The organism is Campylobacter gastrosuis (genome assembly GCF_030249845.1).
GTDB classification, from domain to species: Bacteria; Campylobacterota; Campylobacteria; order Campylobacterales; family Campylobacteraceae; genus Campylobacter_A; species Campylobacter_A gastrosuis.
In genome coordinates, this window is sequence record NZ_JANURM010000004.1 from 43,529 (window position 1) to 66,513 (window position 22,985).

Sequence of the window (22,985 nt, forward strand, 5' to 3'; positions counted from 1 at the left end):
ATGAAACTTTTAATCTCATCTCTTGAACCATCGGCAAATTTGCATTTAGAGCAGGTCTTAAAACACCTAAGCAACGCACAAATTATGGGTATTTTTGATGAGCGTTTTGGCACGCCATTTATGAAAAGCTCGGAATTTTCAGCTATGGGTTTTGTTGAGGTTTTACCACTTATTTTTAAGGCAAAAAGGGCAATAAAAGATATGGTAAATTTAGCAAAAAACGCTGACGCCGTGCTTTTAATAGACAGCCCAGCCTTTAACCTGCCACTAGCTCGCGCAATAAAAGAAGCAGGGGTAAAAACGCCCATAACCTACTACATTTTGCCACAAGTTTGGGCGTGGAAGCCAAAAAGGGTCGCTAAGGTTGAGAGATACTGCGATCGCTTAGCCTCAATTTTGCCGTTTGACGCTAAATTTTATAACCGCGCTACTTATGTAGGGCATCCCTTGCTTGATGAGCTTGGTTTTAAAAAGCAAAGTGTTACGAGTAACGGCGTGGTGGCGTTTTTGCCGGGTTCTCGTAAAAGCGAGATAACAAGGCTAATGCCAGTTTATAAAGAAATTTCAAAAGAGATAGACGCAAAAAAACTGCTTGTTGTGCCAAAATTTTTAATGAACGAAGTTAGCACACTTTACGGCGATGTAAGCGATTTTGAGATTGTTAATGATACGCCAAAAGCGTTGTTTGATAGTGATTTTGCCTTTATTTGTTCTGGCACTGCCACACTTGAAGCAGCGCTTATTGGCACGCCTTTTGTGCTTTGTTATAAGGCAAAAGCCATTGATGTTTGGCTAGCGCGTAAGCTTGTAAAGGTAAAATTTGCCGGACTTGCAAACATTATCTTTGATTTTATGGGTAAAAACGCCCTTCACGACGAGCTTATACAAGAGCAAGTAACAAGGCAAAATTTACTAAATGCCTATAAAAATTGCGACAAAGAGCGATTTTTAAACGGCGCAAACGAGCTAAGAGAGTATCTAGGTCAGGGCAGTAGCCAAAACGTAGCAAAAATTTTAAACGGAGAGATAAAATGAGCGAACCAATGACGATTTATGGTTATGAAAAAATTGAAGCTGAGCTTAAAGATTTAAAGCAAAATCAGCGTCCAGCGATAGTTAAAGAGATTGATATCGCGCGAAGTTACGGCGATTTAAAAGAAAACGCCGAGTATCACGCCGCAAAGGAAAAGCAGGCGTTTATTGACGCTAGGATTGCCGAGTTATCAGGGCTTTTAACACGCGCAGAGGTTATTGACCCTAGCAAATACGAGCACGACAAGGTCCGCTTTGGCTCAAATGTAACGATAATGGACGTTGAAACTGAAATAGAGCATACCTACACGATTGTTGGCATTAGCGAGAGCGATTTAGAGCGCGGGCTAATCTCTATAAATTCGCCACTTGCAAGGCAGCTAATTGGCAAAAGCGAGGGCGATGAGGTGCGACTTAGTCTGCCAAATGGCGTTAGCGATGTTGAGATCGTAAGTGTTTGCTATAAAGAGATAAATTTCAAGGATTAAGATGAGGGTTGGTATCATCGGAGTTAGCGGATATACGGGCTTTGAGCTAATTAGAATTTTGCTAAATCACCCAAAATTTGAGATCTCATATCTAGGCGCAAGTAGTGAGGGCAAGATAGATGAAATTTTTAGTTCACTTAAAGGCGTTTTTGATTTTAAAGTAAGTGTCGCAAATGCGAGTGATGCCTCAAAATTTTGCGATTTAGTCTTTTTAGCCCTGCCACACAAAGAGGCTATGGGGTATGCTAAAATTTTGCTTAGTAACGGCGTAAAGGTGGTTGATCTCTCGGCTGATTATAGGCTAAATTTAGCAAATTATGAGAAAAATTACGGCGAACATTTAGACACTCTTAACCTAAAAAACGCAGTTTATGGACTAACTGAGCTAAACAGGCAAGCCATAAAAAACGCTAAAATTTTAGCAAATCCGGGTTGCTATCCGACCGCTTCAATCTTAGCGGTTTTGCCGTTTTTGCCATACATTGATACAGATTTTGGCGTGATAATAGACGCAAAAAGCGGAGTTAGCGGTGCTGGTAAAAAGCCAAGCACCACCACGCATTTTGTAAGCGTAAATGAAAATTTAAACGCCTACAACCCAATAACCCACCGCCACGCCGATGAGATAGCCCAGCACCTAAGCACAGCGGCAAGTAAGAGCGTAAATGTGCTTTTTGTGCCACACTTAGTCCCGCTTACTCGTGGTATGCTAATTTCAGCTTACGCAAGGCTAAGGGCTAGGATTAATCCGCTTGAAGTGCTAAATGAGTTTTATAAAGATGAGAAGTTTATCCGCATTCGCACCGAGCCAGTTAGCGTTAAAAACGTGGCAGGGACGCACTTTTGCGATATTTTTGCAATGGTTAAGGACGATAAAATTTTCATAAACTCAGCCATTGATAATCTCTTAAAGGGCGCTAGCTCACAAGCCGTTGCAAACGCAAATTTAATGTGCGGATTTGACGAGAGTTTAGGGCTTAGCGTGGTAAGTCAGTTTTGTTAGAGATAAAAAACGGCGCGGTTTTTGTAGCTGACGCTCACGTAAATGAAAACCGCACGGAATTTCTAAGCTTTTTAGAGCTTATAAATAGCGATAAAATCTTAGCCACACAGCTTTTTTTAATGGGCGATATTTTTGATTTTTTAACAGGTTATGGCGACTACACGGCTAAATTTTACGCAAAATACATAGATTTAATAGAGCAAATCGCACTTAAAATAGATGTTTTTTACATTGAGGGCAACCACGATTTTAGGCTAAAAAATCTCTTTAAAAATGTAAAAATTTATGAAATTTCAAAACAGCCGGTGGAATTTTTTATCATTAGTCAGAATGAAAAAAAATCTGCCCAGATCGCACACGGCGATAATTTTTTGCCATTTTTTAGCAAATACGCGCTTTTATTTTTGCGTTTAAAATGGTTTTTGAGATTTATGAATTTTCTTGATATTTTGCTTGATTTTAAAATTTCAAAGTCAATCTTAAAAGCACTAACAAAGAAAAAATTAGACTATAAAATTAAAAACTTCAAAGCCTTTATAACCCCTAAAATGCGTCATTACAACGCTGATTTTGTCATTGAAGGGCACTATCATCAGGGCGAAATTTTTGACATTAACGAAAAATTTTATATAAATTTACCTACTTTTGCGTGCGAGCAAAGCTTTTTTATAGTAAAATGCCAAAATCATAAGATAGAATTTATGCAAAAAAATCTGAAAGGACATTGATGTTTGGAGACGAAATGTTAAAAACGGGCTCAAACGAGATGGAACTTGTTGATTTTCGTATCTTTAAAAAGACCGAAAAAAAGGTCTATGAGGGCATTTACGGCGTAAATGTTGCAAAGGTGCGTGAGATCATTAAGATGCCAAATCTAACCGAGCTACCGGGTGTCCCGGCGTATATTGAGGGCATTTTTGACCTTCGTGGTGTTGTTATACCGGTTATAAATTTGGCAAAATGGATGAATATCGTTGAGCCAACGAGCGAAGTTAGCATAAAACCACGTGTTATCATCGCTGAATTTAGCGGTATTTTAATCGGCTTTATCGTTCACGAAGCAAAGCGAATTAGACGCATTAACTGGAAGGATATTGAACCAGCCAGTTTTGCTTCTGGCTCAGGTTCAGGCACACTTGATAAGGGCAAAATCACCGGCGTAACTCGCATTGAAAATGACGAAGTTTTGCTGATTTTAGACCTTGAAAGCATTGTTGAGGAGCTTGGAATTTACTCGCCAAAAATTGACTTTGACATTGATGATAATAAAAAGGTAAGAGGTTTAGCCCTAGTTTTAGATGATAGCTCAACAGCTAGAAAGCTCGTTAAAGACGCACTTGAAAAAATGGGATTAACCGTTACTGAGGCCAAAAACGGCGTTGAGGGACTTGAAAGATTGCAAGAGCTTTACGAGCGATTTGGCGATAATATCACAAAAGAGTTAAGGGTGATTTTAAGCGACATTGAGATGCCTCAAATGGACGGCTATCACTTTGCTTCAAATGTAAAAAATGATGAGAGATTTAAGTCAATCCCTATCGTATTTAGCTCATCTTTAAGCAATGAATTTAGCGAAATTCAAAGCAGAGAGGCGGGCGGGGCTGCTTATCTTACAAAATTTGACGCAAGCGTATTTTATCAAGAGGTGCTAAAAGTCATTGAAGCACACTCAAAACCAGCCAAATAGGAGTGATTTATGGATGATATAAGAGAGATAATGGAAGACTTCTTAGTTGAAGCCTTTGAACTTATTGAGCAAATTGATCACGACCTTGTTGAGCTTGAAGCAAACCCTGAGGATTTGGAGCTTTTAAATAGAATTTTTCGTGTTGCACACACCGTTAAAGGTAGTTCAAGCTTCTTAAATTTTGACGTTTTAACAAAGCTTACTCACCATATGGAGGACGTGCTTAATAAAGCTAGAAAAGATGAGCTAAAAATCACGCCAGAGGTTATGGACGTGGTGCTTGAATCAGTTGATATGATGAAAGGGCTTTTACACAGCATTAGAGATCACGGCAACGACACCGACGCTGGCATTGAAATTTCAGATATTTGCAAACGCCTAACCGCAATTAGCGAAGGCGACGCTGAGCATATCGTAGCCCCAGCAGCCCAGCCAGCACCAGCGCCAGAGCCAGTAGCCCCAGCTGAGCCAGAAAAAGAGATAAGCGATGAGGATTTATCAAGCCTTAGCGATGATGAGGTTGAGGCTGAGATTGAAAGGCTTTTAAAGGTTAGAAAGGCAGAAGATCAGGCTAGACGTGCAAGTAAATCAAGCGAGGCACCAGCCCCTAAACCTACCCCAGCCCCAGCCCCTCGCCCAGCCCCAGCTAAAAAAGATGATGATGGCGATAAAAAAGTCCCAGCACAAGCAGGCGGTGTAGCACAAGAGCAGACAATTCGTGTTGAGGTTAAAAGGCTTGACCACTTAATGAACCTAATTGGCGAATTAGTGCTTGGCAAAAACAGGCTTTTAAAAATTTACGATGATGTTGAAGAGCGATATGAGGGCGAGAAATTCCTTGAAGAGCTAAATCAGGTCGTTTCAAGCCTAAGCCTAGTTACGACAGATATTCAATTAGCCGTTATGAAAACCAGAATGCTACCAATTGCAAAGGTGTTTAACAAATTCCCACGTATGATTAGGGATTTAAGCCGTGAGCTTGGCAAGCAAATTGACCTTGAAATTTCAGGTGAAGAAACCGAGCTTGATAAGTCAATTGTTGAAGAGATTGGCGACCCGCTGGTGCATATTATTAGAAATTCTTGCGACCACGGCGTTGAAGACCCTGAGGTTAGAAAGGCAGCAGGCAAGCCAGAAAAGGGCTTAGTCCAGCTTAAAGCTTACAACGAGGGCAACCACATCGTTATTGAGATCGTTGATGATGGCAAGGGTCTTGATGCGATGATGTTAAAGGCAAAATCAATAGAAAAAGGCATTATCACCGAGCGTGAAGCGGACGCTATGAGCGATAAAGAGGCGTTTAGCCTTATCTTTAAGCCGGGCTTTTCAACGGCTGCAAAGGTTACAAATGTAAGCGGTCGTGGCGTCGGTATGGACGTTGTTAAGACAAATATTGAAAAGCTAAACGGCATTATTGACATTGAGAGCGAAGTGGGCAAAGGCACCGTTATGAAGCTTAAAATTCCACTTACACTTGCCATTATTCAGTCATTGCTCGTTGGCACGCAAGAGGAATTTTATGCTATACCGCTTGCTAGCGTTCTTGAAACCGTTCGTGTGCCGATTGATGATATTTACACGATTGACGGCAAAAACGTGCTTCGTTTAAGAGATGAGGTGCTTTCGCTTGTCCGCCTTTCAGATGTATTTGGTGTAAATAAAGTCTTTGACGGCGGAGATCAAACCTATGTCGTTATCATCGGTGTTGCAGAAGCAAAGCTTGGCATTATCGTTGATACGCTTGTAGGACAAGAAGAGATTGTTATTAAGTCAATGGGCGATTATTTACAAAATATACCGGGCATTGCAGGTGCTACAATCCGTGGCGATGGACGCGTTACATTAATTATTGATGTCGCTGCTATGATGGAGATGGCAAAGGATATTAAGGTAAATATCAGGGCTGAAATGGACGCTGAGGCTAAAAATGTCAAAGAAAAACCAAGCGATTATAAGGTTTTAATCGTTGATGACTCAAAAATGGATAGGACGATAATGCAAAAGTCGCTTGAACCAACTGGCGTAACGATTATTGAGGCGACAAATGGCGTTGAAGCCCTAAATATCATCAAATCAGGCGAACACGCATTTGATGCGATTTTAATTGACATTGAGATGCCTAGAATGGACGGCTACACACTTGCTGGTGAAATTCGTAAATACTCAAAATACAGAAATTTACCGCTCATTGCCGTTACTTCAAGGACTTCAAAGACCGATAGATTACGTGGCGTAGAGGTCGGTATGACTGAGTATATCACTAAACCATACTCATCAGAATACCTTGAAAACGTTGTTAGAAAAAATATTAAGTTACCATAGGGAGTAAGATATGAGTAATAAACTAAATGAAGTCTTACAAAAACAGAAAAAACAGATTGAAGAGCCGATAGTAAGAAACGGCGAGGATATTATCCAGCTTGTCGGCTTTGTCGTTGGCGAGGAGGAGTATGCTATACCGATTTTAAATATCCAAGAGATTATTAAACCGATAGAATTTACTCGTGTGCCTAGCGTGCCTGAGTATGTTTTAGGCGTATTTAATCTACGTGGTAACGTAATCCCGCTCATTGATTTACGAAAGAGATTTTCGCTAAATGCAAGCAAACAGAGTGCCACGACAAGATATATTGTTATGAAAGATAATGAAAATATCGCTGGATTTGTCATTGATAGGCTAACAGAGGCTATCCGCATAAATAGAAACAGGATTGACCCGCCACCAGAGACTTTGGTAAAAGATAAGGGTATGATTTATGGTATCGGCAAACGAGATCAAAACATCCTTACTATCTTAAAAGTTGAAGCACTTTTAAAGCGTGATTTTTAAAATTTAAAGGTGCATTTTGATAAAACTTTGCGTATTTGATTTTGACTCCACATTAATGGACGGCGAGACGATAGATTTTCTCGCCTCTGATTATGGAGTTGGCGATGAGGTAAAGGCGATCACAAAAAGAGCAATGGCTGGCGAGCTTGATTTTTACGAGAGTTTGACACACAGAGTTGCTCTTTTAAAGGGTATGCCTTTATCAAGAGTAAAAGAGATTTGTAGCGACCTGCCAGAGATGAATGGTGCAAGGGAGCTGATTTTAAATTTAAAAGAGCGTGGGATTAAGGTTGTTGTATTTAGCGGTGGCTTTAAAACCGGCACAAACGCTATGCAAGAGCGACTTGGATTTGACATAAATTTTGCAAACATACTTCATCACAAGGACGGGATTTTAAGTGGCTCGGTCGGTGGCGAGATGATGTTTGACTTCTCAAAAGGCGAAATGCTTTTAAGACTGCAAAAAATTTTAGACATTTCACAAAGCGAAACGATGTGCGTTGGAGACGGCGCAAACGACATTTCAATGTTTAAGCATTCAAGGCTAAATTTCGCATTTTGTGCAAATGAAATTTTAAAAAAACAAGCCACTTATTGCATTGAAAAAAAAGATTTGCGAGAAATTTTAAAATATATTTAATTGGGGGCTAAAATGTATAACAATGCCATAAAATTTTCATTGTGGTGCGATTTTATTGAGCGTGAATTTTTAAAGGGCGAGTTTTGTGATTTGATTGACAGGTGCGTGATTAACGGCGCAACGAGCAATCCAGCCATATTTAAATCTGCATTTAGCAGTGAAATTTACAAGCAAAGTGCCAAGCACTCTGGTATTGGCGATAAAAAGGCACTTTATGAAACCCTAGCCGTTTTAGACATTAAAATCGCTGCAAATAAACTGCTTAAAAATTTCGCAAATGGCGATGACGGCTTTGTTAGCATTGAGGTTGATCCAAATTTAGCAAACGACACGGACGCCACGATTAAAGAGGGCGAGAGACTTTTTAGCCTTATAAAAATGCCAAATGTGATGATAAAAATTCCAGCCACAAACGCTGGATTTAAGGCGATGAGTGCCTTAATGGCAAAGGGCATTAACGTAAATGCCACGCTTATTTTTAGCCCAGAACAGGCACAAGGCTGTATTGACGCCTTTAAAGAGGGCAGTGAAATTTATGCTAAAACTATGCCAGACACACCGCTACCAAAGGGCGTGATAAGCGTGTTTGTAAGCAGATTTGATAGATTATTAGACGCAGATTTAAAGGCTAAAAATTTACCAACGGCAAAGGTTGGAATTTTAAACGCAACCAAAATCTACCACCTAATTAGCAAGGCAAATCTAGCAAATGTCCGCACACTTTTTGCAAGCACCGGCGTTAAAGGCAACGAGCTTAGAGCCGATTATTACGTGCGTGAGTTGATGTTTGAAAACACCATAAACACAGCCCCGCTTGATACGATAAAGGCGTTTATTAAAGAGAATTCTCATCAAAAAGACCCAGCGGATGAAGCAGAGATTAATGAGTTTTTTAGTGCCATAAAATCGGCTGGTATTGATATAAATAAAGCCTACAAAGAGCTTATGGATGATGGATTAAAGGCGTTTGTCGTGGCTTTTGATGAAATTTTAAAGGAGCTTTGATGCAAAGTTTTTATGATGTTGATGTTTCAAAGCTGGATTTTAGGCTAAGAGATGAGCTAAATGGCTACTTGCTAGACCTTGTAAAGCGTGGCGGTAGCGACCTTCACGTTAAGTCAAACAGCCACATTCGTGGGCGATTTAATGGCGAAATGCAGATAATGAGCGATAAAATTTTAAGCCGTGAGGACGGACTTGTTTTAGCAAAAGAGCTACTTAGAACGAATTTTAAGGAGCTTGTAGAACACAGAAGCGTGGATTTTACGCACAAATTAAACGATGATTACCGATTTCGTGTAAATATTTTCTTTCAAATGGACGGCGTTTCAGCGGTTTTTAGGACGATCCCTACAAAGCTACCGACCATTGAGGAGCTAAAACTGCCTCAAATCATTAGAAAAATTTGCGACAACTCTCATCGTGGCATTATCTTAGTTACTGGCCCGACGGGTAGCGGTAAAACCACGACCCTAGCTAGTATGATAAATCACATAAATAAGACCAAAAAACGCCATATTATCACGATTGAAGACCCGATTGAATACGTTTATAGCGATGAGCAGTGCCTAATAAATCAACGCTCAATCGGACAGGACGCACTGAAATTTTCAGATGCATTAAGGGCTGCGCTTCGTGAAGACCCAGATGTGATTTTTGTCGGCGAGATGCGTGATTTAGAGACGATTGAGACAGCACTTCACGCCGCTGAGACTGGGCACTTGGTGCTTTCTACGCTTCACACGCTTGACGCAAAAGAGACAATTGGTCGTATCGTCGGTATGTTTGCCAAAGAAGAGCAAAACCGCGTAAAAATGACCCTAGCTTCGGTTTTAACCGCTATCATCTCTCAGCGTCTAGTCCGCACAAAGGATAACAAACGCCGTGCCGCCGTTGAGGTGCTTATAAAAAATATCAGGATTAGAGATATCATCACAAGTGGTAGAGAAGATGAAATTTTCTCAGCCATCGCAGATAGCAAAAACACCTATGGTATGCAGACGTTTGACCAGCACCTGCTTGAACTTTACGATGAAGGCACGATAGATAAAGACGAGGCACTTGAAAAGGCGTCACGACCAAACGATTTAGAGATAAAAATCAAAAATGCAAACCTTGCAAAATCAGACTTAGAAATCGGCACAAGACGCGACAACAAGCCAGTTGAAGGTATAATCGCCCTAAAAACATTAGAGGACTAAACTAAAATTTATAAATTTTTAGCTAAAATCAGCGACTTATTTTATTGAAAGGATGACGATGTTAGAAGGAATCGTTAGAGAGAGTATCGGCAAAAAGTCTAGTAAGGCTTTAAGAAGAGATGGTTATCTAATCGCAAACATTTATGGTAAGGGATTAGAGAATATATCAGCCGCTTTTAAGGTAAATGAGTTTATCAAAGAGGCTAGAAAAAAAGAGACCCTTGCGTTTGATGTAAAGGTTGGCGGTAAGGTTTATAACGTTGTTATCGTTGATTATCAAAGAGATGTTGTAACAAACGACCTAAAACACGTGGATCTTAAAGTAGCACTACCGGGCGTTGTGTCAAAATATATGATCCCAGTTAAGCCTTTTGGCACACCAATTGGTCTTAAAAATAAGGGCGTTTTAATCCAGTCAAAACGCAGAATCGCAGTAAAATGCACGGCTGAAAATTTACCAAATTCATTTGACGTTGATGTAAGCAAACTTGACATTGATGATACGATTTTGGTTCGTGACATTAAGGTTCCAGCTGGTGTTAGTATGGTTGAGGCTGACAGAGTGGCTGTTCTTGGAGTTATCAAAGCTAGATAAGGCTAGTTGATGACGCTTATCGTGGGGCTTGGAAACCCCACAAAACAATACGAAAATACTAGGCATAATGTTGGATTTATGCTAATTGACAGGCTAAAAACCACAGATTTTACAGACGTTTCTAGCACAAAATTTCAGGGCGAACTCTACAAATTTAAAGACCTTTTGCTCCTAAAACCACAAACTTATATGAATCTTTCAGGCAACAGCGTAAAAGCGGTAAATGACTTTTATAAACCAAGTCGGATTATCGTTATCCACGATGATTTGGATTTAGGCTTTGGAGCGGTTAAATTTAAAAAAGGTGGCAGTAGCGGCGGACACAACGGCATAAAGTCAATTGACAACCTAATCGGCGCTGATTATGAGCGAGTTAGGATTGGTATCGGGCGAGGCGGCGAGGCTAAAAATTTCGTGCTTGGCGAGTTTAGCAATGATGAAAAAGAGCTGTTAAATGAAATTTTAAACTACACAAAAACAGCCCTCTTAGAGCTTTTAAAAAGCGATATTACCACGATAAATCAGAAATTTTCACGCAAGGGCATAAGGTGAGATTATACGCTAGATATATCGGATTTGCCTATTTTAAGGCGTTTTTGATTGTTTTTTTATCGCTTTTGCTCTTTTATCTTGGTATTGATTTGCTTACAAATTTAAAAGACCTGCCAAAATCGGCAAACCTGCAACTGCTTTATGTCGGTATGACGGCACTCACGGCGATTTCTTACGTTTTGCCTATCTCGCTTGTTTTTGGCATTATCATCGCTCAAATTAATATGGTCAGGCAAAATGAGCTTGTCAGCCTTTATGCGCTTGGTATTAGCAAAAATAGCTTTATTTTACCGCCGTTTTTTATATCCATTATCATTACGCTTTGTTTGATTGCCCTAAATTTCACACCATTTGCCTACGCTCAAAACTATCAAAGGCTGATTTTTAAGGGGCTAAATTTCGCGCAAAACACAAACGACACTTTCGTGAAATTTGATAAAAAATTCATCTACATAAAAGAGCTAAACTCACTAAATCAAACTATGCAAGATGTCGTGATTTTTGATATAAATCAGACTGAGTTAAATGGCGTTACATTCGCAAAAAGTGCTAAATTTTTAGGCGATGAGTGGAGTTTAAGCGAAGCAAATGTTACGATTTTGCCAAAAATTTTAAAGGTCGGCGAGGCTGGACTTGAAATTTCAAATAAAACCGAGCTAAATACTCTTAAAAATTTCACGCCAAAAAGCATCGTAAGTGCAAACAGCAGCGAAAAAACCAGCCTAAATGCACTTGATGCACTTGATTTTATTAGCACGTTTAAGGATGAAGGCACTTCGCTAAATACGGCAAAATCAACACTTTACTCTTTGGTGTTTGCGCCACTCTTTGCGCCGCTTTTACTGCTTATTATTTACTATCATCTGCCAGTTTCTGGGCGATTTTTTAACCTTGCGATTTCAAGTTTTATCTGCGTTTTGGCTACGCTGATTTTTTGGGGAATTTCATTTGTTTTGGCAAAATTTTCAAGCTCTGGCGTGATTTTTGCCGAGATTGGCATTTTGCTGCCAGTTATTTTGCTTTTTATCTACGCTTTTTACCTTTTTAAACGCCATTGTTAAGCCAAATTTTGGCATTTTTTTTATAAAATAAACCCCATTTAAACAAAGGCTTTTTTTATGGATTATAAAGGTTTGGCACAAAAATATGGCACCCCACTTTACATTTACGATTTTAACCACATTAAAGAGCGTTACAATGAGCTAAAAAACGCATTTAGCGGTAGAAAATCTCTCGTTTGCTACGCTGTAAAGGCAAACTCAAATTTAAGCATTTTAAGACATTTAGCAAATTTAGGGGCTGGGTTTGATTGCGTTAGCATAGGCGAGGTAAAACGTGCTTTAATGGCTGGTGCTAAGCCGTATCAGGTGATTTTTAGCGGAGTTGGCAAGAGCGATGATGAGATAAAAACTGCCCTAAATAGCAATATTTTAATGCTAAATTTAGAGAGCGAAGCCGAGCTTGACAGGGTTTGTGCCATCGCAAAAGAGCTAAATAAAACGGCAAGGATTAGCATTAGAATAAACCCAGATGTTGATGCTAAAACGCACCCTTACATTTCAACTGGACTTAATGAGAATAAATTCGGCGTTGATGTGATGAGTGCTAAAAAAATGTATTTAAAGGCTAAAAATTCAGCTCACATTGAGCCAGTTGGCGTGCATTTTCATATCGGTTCTCAAATTACCGAGATTAGCTCAATAATTGAGGCGGCAAATATCGTCGCAAAGGTCGTTTCTGAGCTTAAAGCACTTGAAATTGACATTAAATTTTTTGACGTCGGTGGCGGTGTCGGCATTGTTTATGATGATGAGCAAAATGTGAGTTTATACGACTACGCACAGGGGATTTTAGCGGCGTTAAAGGGGCTTGATGTCACGATAGTTTGCGAGCCGGGCAGGTTTATTGTCGGCAACGCTGGCGTGCTTTTAAGTAGCGTTTTATACGAGAAATTTAATAAAAATAGACGCTTTGTTGTCGTTGATGCAGCGATGAATGATTTAATCCGCCCAAGCCTTTATGATGCTCATCACGGCGTGGAATTTTTAGGTAAAAATGAGCAAATCTCGCCTTGCGATATCGTTGGTCCAATTTGCGAAAGTGGCGACTTTTTGGCTAAAAATTTAAACCTGCCAAAGTGTCAAAGTGGCGATTTGATTTTGATTAAAAGTGCCGGTGCTTACGGCTTTTCAATGAGCTCAAACTACAACACACGCCCTCGTGCTGCCGAGATTGGCATAGAAGACGGCAAGGACAGGTTAATTCGCCGCCGTGAGAAATTTGAGGATTTAATCGCACTTGAAACGGAGTTTTTAAACTAATGCAAGAGTTAAACGATTTACGAAAAAATATTGATGAGATTGATGATTTAATCTTAGAAAAACTAAATGAACGTATGAAATTTGTCAAAAAAATCGGCGAGTTAAAAAAATCAAGCGGTGCGTCAATCTACCGCCCAGAGCGTGAAAAAGCCATTTTAAACCGCCTACAAAGCGTAAAGGGCGGACTTTTAAACAAGGCTGCAATTGAGGCGATTTACCTTGAAATTTTTGCCGTTTCAAGAAATCTTGAAATGCCACAAAAAGTCGCCTATCTTGGACCTGAGGGCACCTACACCCATCAAGCAGCAGAGAGTCGTTTTGGTGCGATGAGCGAGTATCTGCCACTTGCGACGATTAATTCAGTTTTTACAAAACTATCGCAAAAAGAGGTAAAATACGGCGTTGTGCCAATTGAGAATAACACCGAAGGTGCGGTTGGGGCGACACTTGACTGCCTTGCTAGTTTTGAGAATGTAAAAATCGTGGCTGAAATTTACCTTGATATTCATCACAGCTTTGTTAGCCAAAGCGAGAATTTAAAGGACATAAAGACCATTTATTCGCACCCACAAGGCTATAATCAGTGCCGAAATTTTCTTGAAAGCCACCTTTTAAGTAATATAAATTTTGTGCCGTCAAAATCAACAGCAGAGGCGGCATTTTTGGCTTCAAAGGATCCAAATTCAGCTGCGATTTGCTCAAAAATAGCCGCTAAAATTTACAACGTGCCAATTTTATTTGAAACGATTGAGGATAATCTTGCAAATCGCACGAGATTTTTAATCCTAAGCGACTTTAAAAACGCCAAAAATAGCCACTTTAAAACCTCAATCCTAGCCAAAACTGCCCACAAACCGGGCGGACTTGCTGATTTGCTTAGAATTTTTAAAGATGAAAACATAAACCTAACAAAACTAGAAAGTCGCCCAGTAAAACAGCGTAAATTTGACTTTATGTTTTTTATAGATTTTGACGGACACATTGATGATGAGAGCGTGCAAAACGCCATAAATTTAGCCACAGACCAAGGCATAGAGATTAAGTGGCTTGGCAGTTATCTTGACGGAGATTTATAATGGTTTTTAACGAAGTTTTAAAAAATTTAAAAAATTACGAAGCTGGCAAGCCAATTGAGCTTGTCGTGCGAGAATACGGCATAAAAGATGTCATCAAACTAGCAAGTAACGAAAACCCATTTGGCACAAGCCCACTTGTAAAAAACGCCCTAAAAAACGCTTCAAACAAGGCTCATCTTTATCCAGATGATAGCTATTTTGAGCTAAAAGAGGCGCTATCTGCTAAATTTAGCGTCACGCCAAAAAACCTAATCATCGGCTCTGGGAGCGATCAGATCATTGAGTTTATCGCTCACGTCGTTTTAAACGAAAAAAATGCGATTTTAACGGCTGGCATAACCTTTGCAATGTATGAAATTTACGCCTCTCATCTAGGTGCAAAAACGATAAAAACGCCATCTCAAACGCACGATTTAAACCAAATGCTTGAAATTTACAAGCAAAACAAAGACAAAATCGCAGCCATATTTTTGTGTTTGCCAAACAACCCGCTTGGCGAGTGCTTAGATGTTAGCGATGTTTATGCTTTTATGCGTGAAATTTCGCCAGATACATTGATTGTAATTGACGGCGCTTACAATGATTTTGCAAAATTTAAGGACGCAAAAAAGGCGATAGATCCTAGCGATTTGATTAAAAATTTTAAAAACGCAATATTTTTAGGCACGTTTTCTAAATCTTACGGACTTGGCGGTATGCGCGTTGGATACGGCATTGCCGATGAGTTTATCATAAATGAACTAGCCAAACTTCGCGCTCCGTTTAATATCACCACGCTTAGCCTAAAATCGGCAATTGTGGCGTTGGGCGATGATGATTTTGTTAAAAAAACATTTGAAAATAACTTTGAGCAAATGGGCGTTTATGAGCGTTTTTGCGATGAAATTGGCGTTTCGTTTATACCTAGTTTTACGAATTTTATCACGATAAAATTTGCTAATAGCACACAAATTTGCGACAAACTTTTAAAACAGGGCGTGATTTTACGAAATTTAGCAAGTTATGGGCTAGACGCCGTTCGTATCACGATTGGCACACCAGAACAAAATGAGATAGTTTTAAACAAGTTGCGTGAAATTTTAAAGTAAAAATATGGATTTTAAGGCTCTACTTAATCAAATCAGTCAGCTTTACCAAAAGCTATCGCTAAAACAAAAAATTGTCATAGCTAGCTCAATAGTCGTAGTCGTGGGTTTTTTGGTATTTCTTACGATGTTTAAGTCAAAAAGCGACAGCTACGCTGGTTATAGCGTGCTTTTTGAAAACATTAGCCCAAACGACACAGCGTTAATAATTGACCAGCTAAACAAGGATGGCGTAAGTTATAAACTTGCAAACGAAGGCACGATTTTAGTGCCAAATGCTGATGTTTATAAGGAGCGAATCGCCGTTGCCACGCTTGGAATTCCAAAAGAGAGCAAAATCGGCTTTGAAATTTTTGACAAGCAGGAATTTGGCGCGACTGATGCCGAACAGCGTGTAAAATATCAGCGCGCCTTAGAGGGCGAGCTAGCACGAACGATTGAGAGCCTAGCACCGATTGCCAAGGCTAGCGTGCGTATTGCCCTGCCAAAAGAGAGTGTTTTTACCGAACGCCAAAGTCCGCCTACGGCTTCGGTTGTTGTTGAGCTAAAATCTGGCGGCGCTTTGGGGCAAAAGCAAATTTTTGGCATTAAAAATTTAGTCGCTGCAAGTGTTACAAATTTAAGCCTTGAAAATGTCAAAATCGTAAGCAGTGATGGCATCGCGCTTGGCGAAGAAGGAGAGGGCTTTGATAGCGATCTGATCGCACAACAGATACGATATAAGCGTGAGTTTGAAAACAATTACGAACAAAAAATCATAAATGTCCTAGCCCCGATTGTCGGCGGTGTGGATAAGGTTGTCGCAAAGGTAAATATTGAGTTTGACTTTGATAAAAAGGATAGCCAAAGCGAAGTTTATGACCCAAATAACGTCGTTAGAAGCGAGAGCAATATTGAAGAAAAAAGGCAAGGCAGAAGTGCAAACGACATTCAGGGTGTGCCGGGTGCGGTTAGTAATATTGGCCCAGTTGAAGGGCTTGATGATAACAAACTAACCGAGCAATACAACAAAAGCTCACAGCAAACAAACTACGAAATTTCAAAGAAAATCACAAGCGTAAAGGGGCAGTTTGCCACGATTAATAGGGTTTCAGCAGCTGTTGTGGTTGATGGGGCGTATCAGTTTAAAAAAGATGAGAGCGGCGCTACCACAAAAGAGCTAGAATTCGTGCCTTTAACGGATGCTCAAAAGGCGTCAATTACAAATTTAATCAAGCAAGCAATTGGCTTTAACGCAAATCGTGGCGATGAGGTCACGCTTGATAATTTTGAGTTTAAAGTTACAGATCACACCACGACCACTCAAAAGGTTGATGGCTTTATGCAAGATTATGTAACGCCGTTTATGCCGATATTTAAATACATTTTTGCAGCTATTTTGCTTTACATTTTTTACAAAAAAGTCATCGTTGTATTTATGCAAAAAATGCTTGAAGATGTCAAAGAAGATGAGGAGGATTTAGGCGAACAGCTTGAAGACCTTGAAGTAGATGATGAAGATAGCTTAGAGAAATTTAAAGCGGCTAAGAAAAAGGTTGAGGAGCAGTTAGGACTTACTGGCGAGTTTAACGAGGATGAGCTAAAATACGACGTGCTTTTAGAAAAAATGCGAACCATAATCCAAGAGAGAAACGAGGAGATTGCGATTTTACTGCAAGATATGGTTAAAAACGACAGCGAATTTAATGTCCGCAAGGAGCTTTAATGGCAATAAAATTAACCGAACAGCAAAAGCTAATTTATGATGATCTTTCAATGCCTGAAAAGATTGCGATTTTGCTTATCCAGCTTGGCGAAGAATCAACAAGTTTGCTATTTTCTCATATGGATGTTGATGTCATCACTGATATTTCAGGTTACATAGCCACGGCTAGAAATATTGACAAGCAGGTTGCGGCTGCGATTTTGGAGGAATTTTACGCTCTAATGCAGTCAAATCAATATATGAGAAGTGGCGGTTTAGAGTATGCAAAAGAGATTTTATACCGCACCTTCGGTCCAGAAACGGCACAGAAAATTTTAGATAAATTAGCAAAAAGTATGGAGAACACCAAATCTTTTGGCTATTTAACAAAAATCAAACCACAACAACTTGCCGACTTTATCGTTAAAGAACACCCACAAGCAATCGCCCTAATCCTAGCACATATGGACGCTACTGGGGCTGCTGAAACGCTTAGCTACTTCCCAAATGAGTTACGAAGCGATGTTGTTATAAGAATGGCAAATTTAGGCGATATTAGCCCTTCAATCATCAAGCGTGTTTCAACCGTTTTAGAGGGTAAACTTGAAAGCCTTACTTCGTATAAGGTTGAGGTTGGTGGTCCAAGGGCTGTTGCTGAAATGCTAAATAGGCTCGGTCAAAAGGCATCAAAAGACACAATCTCTTACATTGAACAAGCCGATGAGAAGCTTGCTACTACGATTAAAGAGCTTATGTTTACCTTTGAAGATATCATCAATCTTAACGCCGCTGCTATTCGTGAAATTTTAAAAAATGTGGAGAAAAAAGACCTTATGGTCGCCCTAAAAGGTAGTAACCCAGCTCTAAAAGATAAATTTTTAGCAAATATGTCACAGCGTGCTGCTGATGCGTTTAACGAAGAGATGGGCTATCTTGGTGCTGTTAGGGTTAAGGATGTTGAAGAGGCACAAAGAAAGATTGTTGAAGCCGTTCAAGCCCTAGCAGAACAGGGCGTATTCCAAGTAGGCGAAGCCGATGAGATGATAGAATGAGAAATAGTAGCGTAATTACAAACGAAAGTGTCAGAAAGCACTTTGTTGAAAACTACCGATTTAAGGTTTTAGGCACAGAGATTAGACAAGCAGAGCCTGAAAATGAGCCTTTAAGCGATGATGAGCCGACAAATAAAAGCGAATTTGTAGCCGAGCCACCAGTTTATGCTCAAATGCCAACCCAGCCACCACCGCCACCTCAAAACAGCGGGTTTGACGCTAGTTTTGTTGAGGAGCTTCTTAAAAAAACCGATGAACTTAGCACAAATATCGTAAAACTTCAAATGCAAATAGAAAATCAAGAAGCCGAGTTTAATCGTAGGCTAGAAGCCCAAACTTCACGTGCGTTTGAGGATGGCAAAAGCGAGGGTTTAAACGAAGCAAGTGCAAATTTTGACGCAAAAATTGCCGAGTTAAACGAGCGGTTTAACTCATCTGTGGCTAAAATTTCAGCCAAATTTGACGCCCTTGATGAGTTTGTGGCTAAAAACGAGGATGAGCTTGCTAAAACAGCAATAAATGTCGCAAAACAGGTTATTGAGAGTGAAATTTCGCAGCACTCATCAAAAATCGCCTTTAATCTTGCAAAGACGCTTTTAGGCGAGATTAAGGACGCAAAAGACATCACACTTCGTGTAAATCCAAGCGATAGCGAGTATTTAACTCAAAATTTCAAAGGCAAAAATCACATAAAAATAGAAGCCGATGACGCCATAAGCAAGGGCGGAGTAGTCATTACTAGCGAGGCTGGTAACATTGACGGCACGATTTTATCACGATTTGAGAAGCTAACAAATTTGGTAGGTTAAAATGGACATTAAAAATTACAGCATTGATGAGTTAAAGCTACTTTGCAAGAATATTCGCACGCGAATTTTAGAAGTCGTAAGCAAAAACGGCGGACATCTTAGCTCAAATATTGGGGCAGTTGAGCTAATCGTCGCTATGCACTACGTTTTTGACGTCAGCAAAGACCCATTTATCTTTGATGTCAGCCACCAGTGCTACGCTCACAAACTCTTAACTGACCGCTGGGAGAGTTTTGCTACGCTTAGGCAGTTTGGCGGTATTAGCGGATTTTCAAAGCCAAAAGAAAGCAGTGCTGATTACTTCATAGCAGGGCATAGCTCTACTTCTATATCTCTTGCTGTCGGTGCTGCAAAGGCTATAAATTTAAAGGGCGAAGACCGCTTGCCAGTCGCACTAATTGGCGATGGCTCAATGAGTGCTGGTATGGCGTATGAGGCGTTAAATGAGCTTGGCGACCGCAAATATCCTTGCGTGATTATTTTAAACGACAATGAGATGAGTATAAGTAAGCCAATTGGTGCGTTAAGCAAGTATTTAAGTCATATAATGGCTGGCGAGGCGTATCAGAAATTTAAAAGCGGAGTGGAGAAAATTCTAAGCTATATGCCAGATTCTGCAAACTATATGGCTAGGCGGATGGAGGAGGGCATTAGGCTTATTACGCCCGGAATTTTCTTTGAGGAGCTTGGACTTGAATACATTGGCCCAGTTAATGGGCACGATTTAAGCGACCTAATTGCCACATTTAAGACGGCAAAAACGATGAAAAAGCCAGTAATTATCCACGCTCAAACCCTAAAAGGCAAGGGCTATGAGAAGGCTGAGGGGCATTTTGCTAGTTGGCACGGCGTATCGCCATTTGATTTAGAAAGTGGCGAAGTGATTAAAAAAAGTAGCACCAAAAAATCGCCAACAGCTATTTTTAGCGAGCATCTTTTAAAAATGGCAGGCGAACATAAGGATATCGTTGGCGTAACAGCAGCAATGCCTACTGGCACTGGTATGGACGCACTGATTGAAGCCTATCCAGAGCGTTTTTGGGACGTTGCTATTGCCGAACAGCACGCCGTAACCTCAATGGCAGCAATGGCAAAAGAGGGCTTTAAGCCGTTTGTCGTGATTTATTCAACCTTTCTTCAACGTGCATACGACCAGATTATCCACGATGCTTGTATCTTAAATTTAAATATGACCTTTGCTATGGATAGGGCTGGGATTGTGGGCGAGGACGGCGAAACTCATCAGGGCGTTTTTGATATTAGCTATCTTAATTTAATCCCAAATATTGTGCTTTTTGCCCCAAGGTCTGAAAATTCTCTAAAACTTGCAATGCAGTTTGCCTACGATTACAAGGGCGTGAGTGCATTTAGGTATCCTCGTGGTGCGTTTTTGCTTGATGAGGCGGAGTTTGGTGCTAAAAATTTCACGCTTGGCAGGGGCGAAATTTTAAGCAGCGGTAGCAGTGATGTCGCTTTAATCGGCTATGGCAACGGCGTTGGCAAGGCAAACGAGGTAGGTAAAATTCTGCCATTTAGCACGACTTTGGTTGATTTAGTTTTCATTAAACCGCTTGATGAGGCACTTTTGCTTGATTTAGCCAAAAAGCACAAAAGGTGGTATATCATCAGCGACAGCGTGAAAAAGGGCGGTGTTGGCGAAATTTTGGCTGGATTTTTACAATCCCATAAAATTTTTGATGTCAAAATTGTAAGTTTTGAGTATGATGATAAATTTATCACTCACGGCAGTGCAAATTTGGTTGAGCAAAGTCTTGGAATTTTAGCCGAGCAGATCGCCGATAAGATTACAAACGATAATTTATATTAATTAATAAAGAGCTTTTTAAGCACTATTTTTGTATATTTTGAAAATTTTTTAAAAGGAGTTTGATGCAACACGTTTCGTTGTTAAAACGTTTTGGTCTTAAAGTTACGCCTCAAAGGCTTAGCGTTTTAAAAATTTTAGACAAGCACACGCACCCGACAATTGATGAGCTTTATGACGAGATTAAAAAAGATAGCCCGTCAGTTTCACTTGCCACCGTTTATAAAAATTTAAACACATTAAAAGATGAGGGGCTTGTCATTGAGGTAAATATCGTAAATCAAAAACCACGATATGATATCTATGAATATCCGCATATCCACGTTGTTTGCGAGGGCTGTGGCTGTGTGAGCGACCTATCTTACGATGATGCTGGGCTTAGCGAGTATCAGGAGCGACTTGAAAAGAAGCTGGGTAATATCGTAGAGAGCCTAAACATAGTCGCTAGCGTAAAAACCTGCAAAAATTGTATGTAAATAAGTTAGCTTATTTTGCCATTTAGCACGAATTAAATTTATAATTGTATGTAAAGCCAAACGGCTTTACTCCACGTTTAATCTATCTTTGTAGCTGTTTATGCTGTTTTGCCTGTCTTGCAGGTAGTTGCCAAGTCGCTTTTTATTCTCTTCAAAAAATGTTGCAAAGTCCTCTTCGTTTTGAATTTTATCCTCGCCAAAGCTATCAAGTAAGACATTTGAGGTGCCTACTAAAACTAGGAATTTTCGGTTCTCATAGCTTAAAAGCACGACCTTATTTTGCCTATCAAGGTATCGCTCATAAAGTATATCAACCTTTGCGTTTTGGTTTTTTGTAAGCCAGCTCATTGAGTTTGATTTTTTGCCATTTAGCACGAATTTTTTAAGCACAAAGAGTGCTAAAAGCAGACCAAAAAGCACCAAAAGCACCACAATGTAGCGTGTGTCAATCACGCTCTCATCGCTATTTTGCCTTTGTTGTTCTATTTTTACACTAGCTTGTGGGATATTTGCCAAATCGGCATTTGGTGTGACTCTAATCCTTAAACCAAAGCCGTCAATTGCCTTTGAGGCACTTACGATGATTTGATCGCTTGATTTTAAATTTATAATTAGTGAGCTTTGGGTCGGCTCAATTTCTAACTCCTGCACGATTGGCGAATTTATGGCTTTGTTGATGTTTTGCTCGTAGTTTAGGGAGTTTAGCACGATTGAGGTTCTATCTTTTGTGCGTCTTTGAAAGATATTGCCCTCATAAGGTGCATCAAAACTTAGCATTATATCAACCCTGTCGTTTCGCTCATAGACGTTATAAGTGAGTAAATTTGTAGCAAAAAGTGGTGCGATAAGCATAAAAACGAGTGCGAAAATTCTCATAAAAGCTCTTTTTTGAAGTATTGAATTACTGATTTTGAGTCTAAAATTTCATTGATACGAATCGCCAAATTTCGCTCATAAACCATAACTTCGCCCTTGCCAAAAATTCTGTTATTTATGTATAGCTCCACGCTCTCACCAGCTGGTTTTTCAAGGTCAATGACCGAGCCCGGCTCAAATTTTAAAAGCTCATTTATGCTTATTGTGGTCGTGCCAAGCTCGGCTATAAAATCAACGCTAATGTCCATAAGCTCATCGTAACTCTTAAAAAGTCCGATGTGACCTAGCGTTTCTATCGCTTCTTCTTCGTTCATACCCTTTTAAATCCTATGCTAAATGTGCGGTTTTTCATTTTATAGATTAGTTTTTCATCAAGTTTGACGTTAAAATTTGCCACTTCGCCTAAAAATTCAGGTGTGCCAAGCTTATAATTACTGCCGTCAGTTTCGCTTAAAATAATCTTTGCCTTGCCGACAATTTGATTTGCAATCTCTTTACAAAGGTCGTCTAAATCGGCATCTTGCAAATCTTTTGAGCCAAAAAATGCCCTTGCAAAGTGTTTTAGTGTATCTTTTTTAAAAAATAGATAAAAATGAAACTCCACGCCGTCTTTATAAAGTGGTATGCTTGAACCATAAAAGCCCTTGCCTAGCGTGTTTGCGCTCTCTACTTCAAAGCCTAGCGTCTTGGTGCAAAGAAATTTTACCGCACTATCTACAATAGATTTCATACTCTCCCCTTTGGGTTTCGATT

The 22,985-nt window shown here is 39.8% G+C and carries 24 protein-coding genes; 21 read left to right on the plus strand and 3 right to left on the minus strand.

Annotation, left to right across the window (positions count from 1 at the left end; translation table 11 throughout):
- The 21 genes from lpxB (at position 1) to NYG85_RS05095 (ending at position 21,356) form a co-directional block, all read left to right on the plus strand.
- On the plus strand, positions 1-1,035 hold the full coding sequence (gene lpxB / locus NYG85_RS04995) for a lipid-A-disaccharide synthase (RefSeq protein ID WP_284937392.1): 1,035 nt from the start codon (positions 1-3) through the stop codon (positions 1,033-1,035).
- The gene (greA, locus tag NYG85_RS05000) at positions 1,032-1,520 is read left to right on the plus strand and encodes a transcription elongation factor GreA (protein ID WP_284937393.1); all 489 of its coding nucleotides are present in this window, start codon (positions 1,032-1,034) and stop codon (positions 1,518-1,520) included. Before lpxB ends, greA begins: the two co-directional genes overlap by 4 nt.
- A 1-nt stretch (position 1,521) precedes the next feature.
- Positions 1,522-2,523 (plus strand): N-acetyl-gamma-glutamyl-phosphate reductase, encoded by a 1,002-nt coding sequence (gene argC / locus NYG85_RS05005; protein WP_284937394.1) that lies wholly within the window; start codon positions 1,522-1,524, stop codon positions 2,521-2,523.
- Positions 2,517-3,251 carry a UDP-2,3-diacylglucosamine diphosphatase gene (locus NYG85_RS05010; protein WP_284937395.1) on the plus strand — a complete coding sequence of 245 codons (735 nt, stop codon included), beginning with the start codon at positions 2,517-2,519 and terminating at the stop codon, positions 3,249-3,251. The genes argC and NYG85_RS05010 overlap by 7 nt, the downstream gene beginning before the upstream one ends.
- Entirely contained in the window at positions 3,251-4,210 is a 960-nt protein-coding gene (locus NYG85_RS05015) for a chemotaxis protein (protein WP_284937396.1), read from the plus strand. Before NYG85_RS05010 ends, NYG85_RS05015 begins: the two co-directional genes overlap by 1 nt.
- 9 nt (positions 4,211-4,219) lie before the next feature.
- Positions 4,220-6,532 carry a hybrid sensor histidine kinase/response regulator gene (locus NYG85_RS05020; protein WP_284937397.1) on the plus strand — a complete coding sequence of 771 codons (2,313 nt, stop codon included), beginning with the start codon at positions 4,220-4,222 and terminating at the stop codon, positions 6,530-6,532.
- Between the two features lie 10 nt (positions 6,533-6,542).
- On the plus strand, positions 6,543-7,040 hold the full coding sequence (locus tag NYG85_RS05025; protein ID WP_284937398.1) for a chemotaxis protein CheW: 498 nt from the start codon (positions 6,543-6,545) through the stop codon (positions 7,038-7,040).
- A gap of 16 nt (positions 7,041-7,056) precedes the next feature.
- Positions 7,057-7,680, plus strand: a complete 624-nt coding sequence (serB, locus tag NYG85_RS05030) for a phosphoserine phosphatase SerB (RefSeq protein WP_284937399.1) — start codon at positions 7,057-7,059, stop codon at positions 7,678-7,680.
- Between the two features lie 12 nt (positions 7,681-7,692).
- Positions 7,693-8,685: a transaldolase gene (locus NYG85_RS05035; RefSeq protein WP_284937400.1), complete on the plus strand. Its 993-nt coding sequence runs from the start codon at positions 7,693-7,695 to the stop codon at positions 8,683-8,685.
- Positions 8,685-9,881 carry a type IV pilus twitching motility protein PilT gene (locus NYG85_RS05040; RefSeq protein ID WP_284937401.1) on the plus strand — a complete coding sequence of 399 codons (1,197 nt, stop codon included), beginning with the start codon at positions 8,685-8,687 and terminating at the stop codon, positions 9,879-9,881. Before NYG85_RS05035 ends, NYG85_RS05040 begins: the two co-directional genes overlap by 1 nt.
- A gap of 58 nt (positions 9,882-9,939) precedes the next feature.
- Positions 9,940-10,476 carry a 50S ribosomal protein L25/general stress protein Ctc gene (locus tag NYG85_RS05045; RefSeq protein ID WP_284937402.1) on the plus strand — a complete coding sequence of 179 codons (537 nt, stop codon included), beginning with the start codon at positions 9,940-9,942 and terminating at the stop codon, positions 10,474-10,476.
- Positions 10,477-10,485: 9 nt separating this feature from the next.
- Positions 10,486-11,028, plus strand: coding sequence for an aminoacyl-tRNA hydrolase (gene pth, locus NYG85_RS05050; RefSeq protein ID WP_284937403.1), 543 nt, complete (start codon positions 10,486-10,488; stop codon positions 11,026-11,028).
- Entirely contained in the window at positions 11,025-12,089 is a 1,065-nt protein-coding gene (locus NYG85_RS05055; protein WP_284937404.1) for an LptF/LptG family permease, read from the plus strand. The genes pth and NYG85_RS05055 overlap by 4 nt, the downstream gene beginning before the upstream one ends.
- 57 nt (positions 12,090-12,146) lie before the next feature.
- Positions 12,147-13,349, plus strand: a complete 1,203-nt coding sequence (lysA, locus tag NYG85_RS05060; RefSeq protein WP_284937405.1) for a diaminopimelate decarboxylase — start codon at positions 12,147-12,149, stop codon at positions 13,347-13,349.
- Positions 13,349-14,425 (plus strand): prephenate dehydratase, encoded by a 1,077-nt coding sequence (gene pheA, locus NYG85_RS05065; RefSeq protein ID WP_284937406.1) that lies wholly within the window; start codon positions 13,349-13,351, stop codon positions 14,423-14,425. Before lysA ends, pheA begins: the two co-directional genes overlap by 1 nt.
- Positions 14,425-15,513, plus strand: a complete 1,089-nt coding sequence (hisC, locus tag NYG85_RS05070) for a histidinol-phosphate transaminase (RefSeq protein ID WP_284937407.1) — start codon at positions 14,425-14,427, stop codon at positions 15,511-15,513. Before pheA ends, hisC begins: the two co-directional genes overlap by 1 nt.
- A gap of 4 nt (positions 15,514-15,517) precedes the next feature.
- The gene (fliF, locus tag NYG85_RS05075) at positions 15,518-17,215 is read left to right on the plus strand and encodes a flagellar basal-body MS-ring/collar protein FliF (RefSeq protein ID WP_284937408.1); all 1,698 of its coding nucleotides are present in this window, start codon (positions 15,518-15,520) and stop codon (positions 17,213-17,215) included.
- Entirely contained in the window at positions 17,215-18,246 is a 1,032-nt protein-coding gene (fliG, locus tag NYG85_RS05080) for a flagellar motor switch protein FliG (RefSeq protein WP_284937409.1), read from the plus strand. Before fliF ends, fliG begins: the two co-directional genes overlap by 1 nt.
- Positions 18,243-19,055: a flagellar assembly protein FliH gene (fliH, locus tag NYG85_RS05085; protein WP_284937410.1), complete on the plus strand. Its 813-nt coding sequence runs from the start codon at positions 18,243-18,245 to the stop codon at positions 19,053-19,055. The genes fliG and fliH overlap by 4 nt, the downstream gene beginning before the upstream one ends.
- 1 nt (position 19,056) lies before the next feature.
- A complete protein-coding gene (gene dxs, locus NYG85_RS05090; protein WP_284937411.1) occupies positions 19,057-20,883 on the plus strand; it encodes a 1-deoxy-D-xylulose-5-phosphate synthase in 1,827 nt (608 codons plus the stop codon).
- 62 nt (positions 20,884-20,945) lie between these two features.
- On the plus strand, positions 20,946-21,356 hold the full coding sequence (locus NYG85_RS05095; RefSeq protein WP_284937412.1) for a Fur family transcriptional regulator: 411 nt from the start codon (positions 20,946-20,948) through the stop codon (positions 21,354-21,356).
- A gap of 66 nt (positions 21,357-21,422) precedes the next feature.
- On the opposite strand, the gene NYG85_RS05100 is transcribed toward NYG85_RS05095, so the two are convergent.
- Genes NYG85_RS05100 through NYG85_RS05110 form a run of 3 tightly spaced genes read right to left on the minus strand, consistent with a single transcriptional unit; the run spans position 21,423 to position 22,962 of the window.
- Positions 21,423-22,232: an excinuclease ABC subunit A gene (locus NYG85_RS05100; protein ID WP_284937413.1), complete on the minus strand. Its 810-nt coding sequence runs from the start codon at positions 22,230-22,232 to the stop codon at positions 21,423-21,425.
- Entirely contained in the window at positions 22,229-22,546 is a 318-nt protein-coding gene (gene fliN, locus NYG85_RS05105) for a flagellar motor switch protein FliN (RefSeq protein WP_284937414.1), read from the minus strand. The genes NYG85_RS05100 and fliN overlap by 4 nt, the downstream gene beginning before the upstream one ends.
- Positions 22,543-22,962, minus strand: coding sequence for a chemotaxis protein CheX (locus NYG85_RS05110; protein WP_284937415.1), 420 nt, complete (start codon positions 22,960-22,962; stop codon positions 22,543-22,545). Before NYG85_RS05110 ends, fliN begins: the two co-directional genes overlap by 4 nt.
- Positions 22,963-22,985: the final 23 nt, after the last annotated feature.

Bases quoted from the DNA above. Each gene is read 5' to 3' on its own strand.
- lpxB (WP_284937392.1), top strand. From the start codon at position 1: ATGAAACTTTTAATCTCATCTCTTGAACCATCGGCAAATTTGCATTTA.
- greA (WP_284937393.1), top strand. From the start codon at position 1,032: ATGAGCGAACCAATGACGATTTATGGTTATGAAAAAATTGAAGCTGAG.
- argC (WP_284937394.1), top strand. From the start codon at position 1,522: ATGAGGGTTGGTATCATCGGAGTTAGCGGATATACGGGCTTTGAGCTA.
- NYG85_RS05015 (WP_284937396.1), top strand. From the start codon at position 3,251: ATGTTTGGAGACGAAATGTTAAAAACGGGCTCAAACGAGATGGAACTT.
- NYG85_RS05020 (WP_284937397.1), top strand. From the start codon at position 4,220: ATGGATGATATAAGAGAGATAATGGAAGACTTCTTAGTTGAAGCCTTT.
- NYG85_RS05025 (WP_284937398.1), top strand. From the start codon at position 6,543: ATGAGTAATAAACTAAATGAAGTCTTACAAAAACAGAAAAAACAGATT.
- NYG85_RS05035 (WP_284937400.1), top strand. From the start codon at position 7,693: ATGTATAACAATGCCATAAAATTTTCATTGTGGTGCGATTTTATTGAG.
- NYG85_RS05040 (WP_284937401.1), top strand. From the start codon at position 8,685: ATGCAAAGTTTTTATGATGTTGATGTTTCAAAGCTGGATTTTAGGCTA.
- NYG85_RS05045 (WP_284937402.1), top strand. From the start codon at position 9,940: ATGTTAGAAGGAATCGTTAGAGAGAGTATCGGCAAAAAGTCTAGTAAG.
- pth (WP_284937403.1), top strand. From the start codon at position 10,486: ATGACGCTTATCGTGGGGCTTGGAAACCCCACAAAACAATACGAAAAT.
- lysA (WP_284937405.1), top strand. From the start codon at position 12,147: ATGGATTATAAAGGTTTGGCACAAAAATATGGCACCCCACTTTACATT.
- pheA (WP_284937406.1), top strand. From the start codon at position 13,349: ATGCAAGAGTTAAACGATTTACGAAAAAATATTGATGAGATTGATGAT.
- hisC (WP_284937407.1), top strand. From the start codon at position 14,425: ATGGTTTTTAACGAAGTTTTAAAAAATTTAAAAAATTACGAAGCTGGC.
- fliF (WP_284937408.1), top strand. From the start codon at position 15,518: ATGGATTTTAAGGCTCTACTTAATCAAATCAGTCAGCTTTACCAAAAG.
- fliG (WP_284937409.1), top strand. From the start codon at position 17,215: ATGGCAATAAAATTAACCGAACAGCAAAAGCTAATTTATGATGATCTT.
- fliH (WP_284937410.1), top strand. From the start codon at position 18,243: ATGAGAAATAGTAGCGTAATTACAAACGAAAGTGTCAGAAAGCACTTT.
- dxs (WP_284937411.1), top strand. From the start codon at position 19,057: ATGGACATTAAAAATTACAGCATTGATGAGTTAAAGCTACTTTGCAAG.
- NYG85_RS05095 (WP_284937412.1), top strand. From the start codon at position 20,946: ATGCAACACGTTTCGTTGTTAAAACGTTTTGGTCTTAAAGTTACGCCT.
- NYG85_RS05100 (WP_284937413.1), bottom strand. From the start codon at position 22,232: ATGAGAATTTTCGCACTCGTTTTTATGCTTATCGCACCACTTTTTGCT.
- fliN (WP_284937414.1), bottom strand. From the start codon at position 22,546: ATGAACGAAGAAGAAGCGATAGAAACGCTAGGTCACATCGGACTTTTT.
- NYG85_RS05110 (WP_284937415.1), bottom strand. From the start codon at position 22,962: ATGAAATCTATTGTAGATAGTGCGGTAAAATTTCTTTGCACCAAGACG.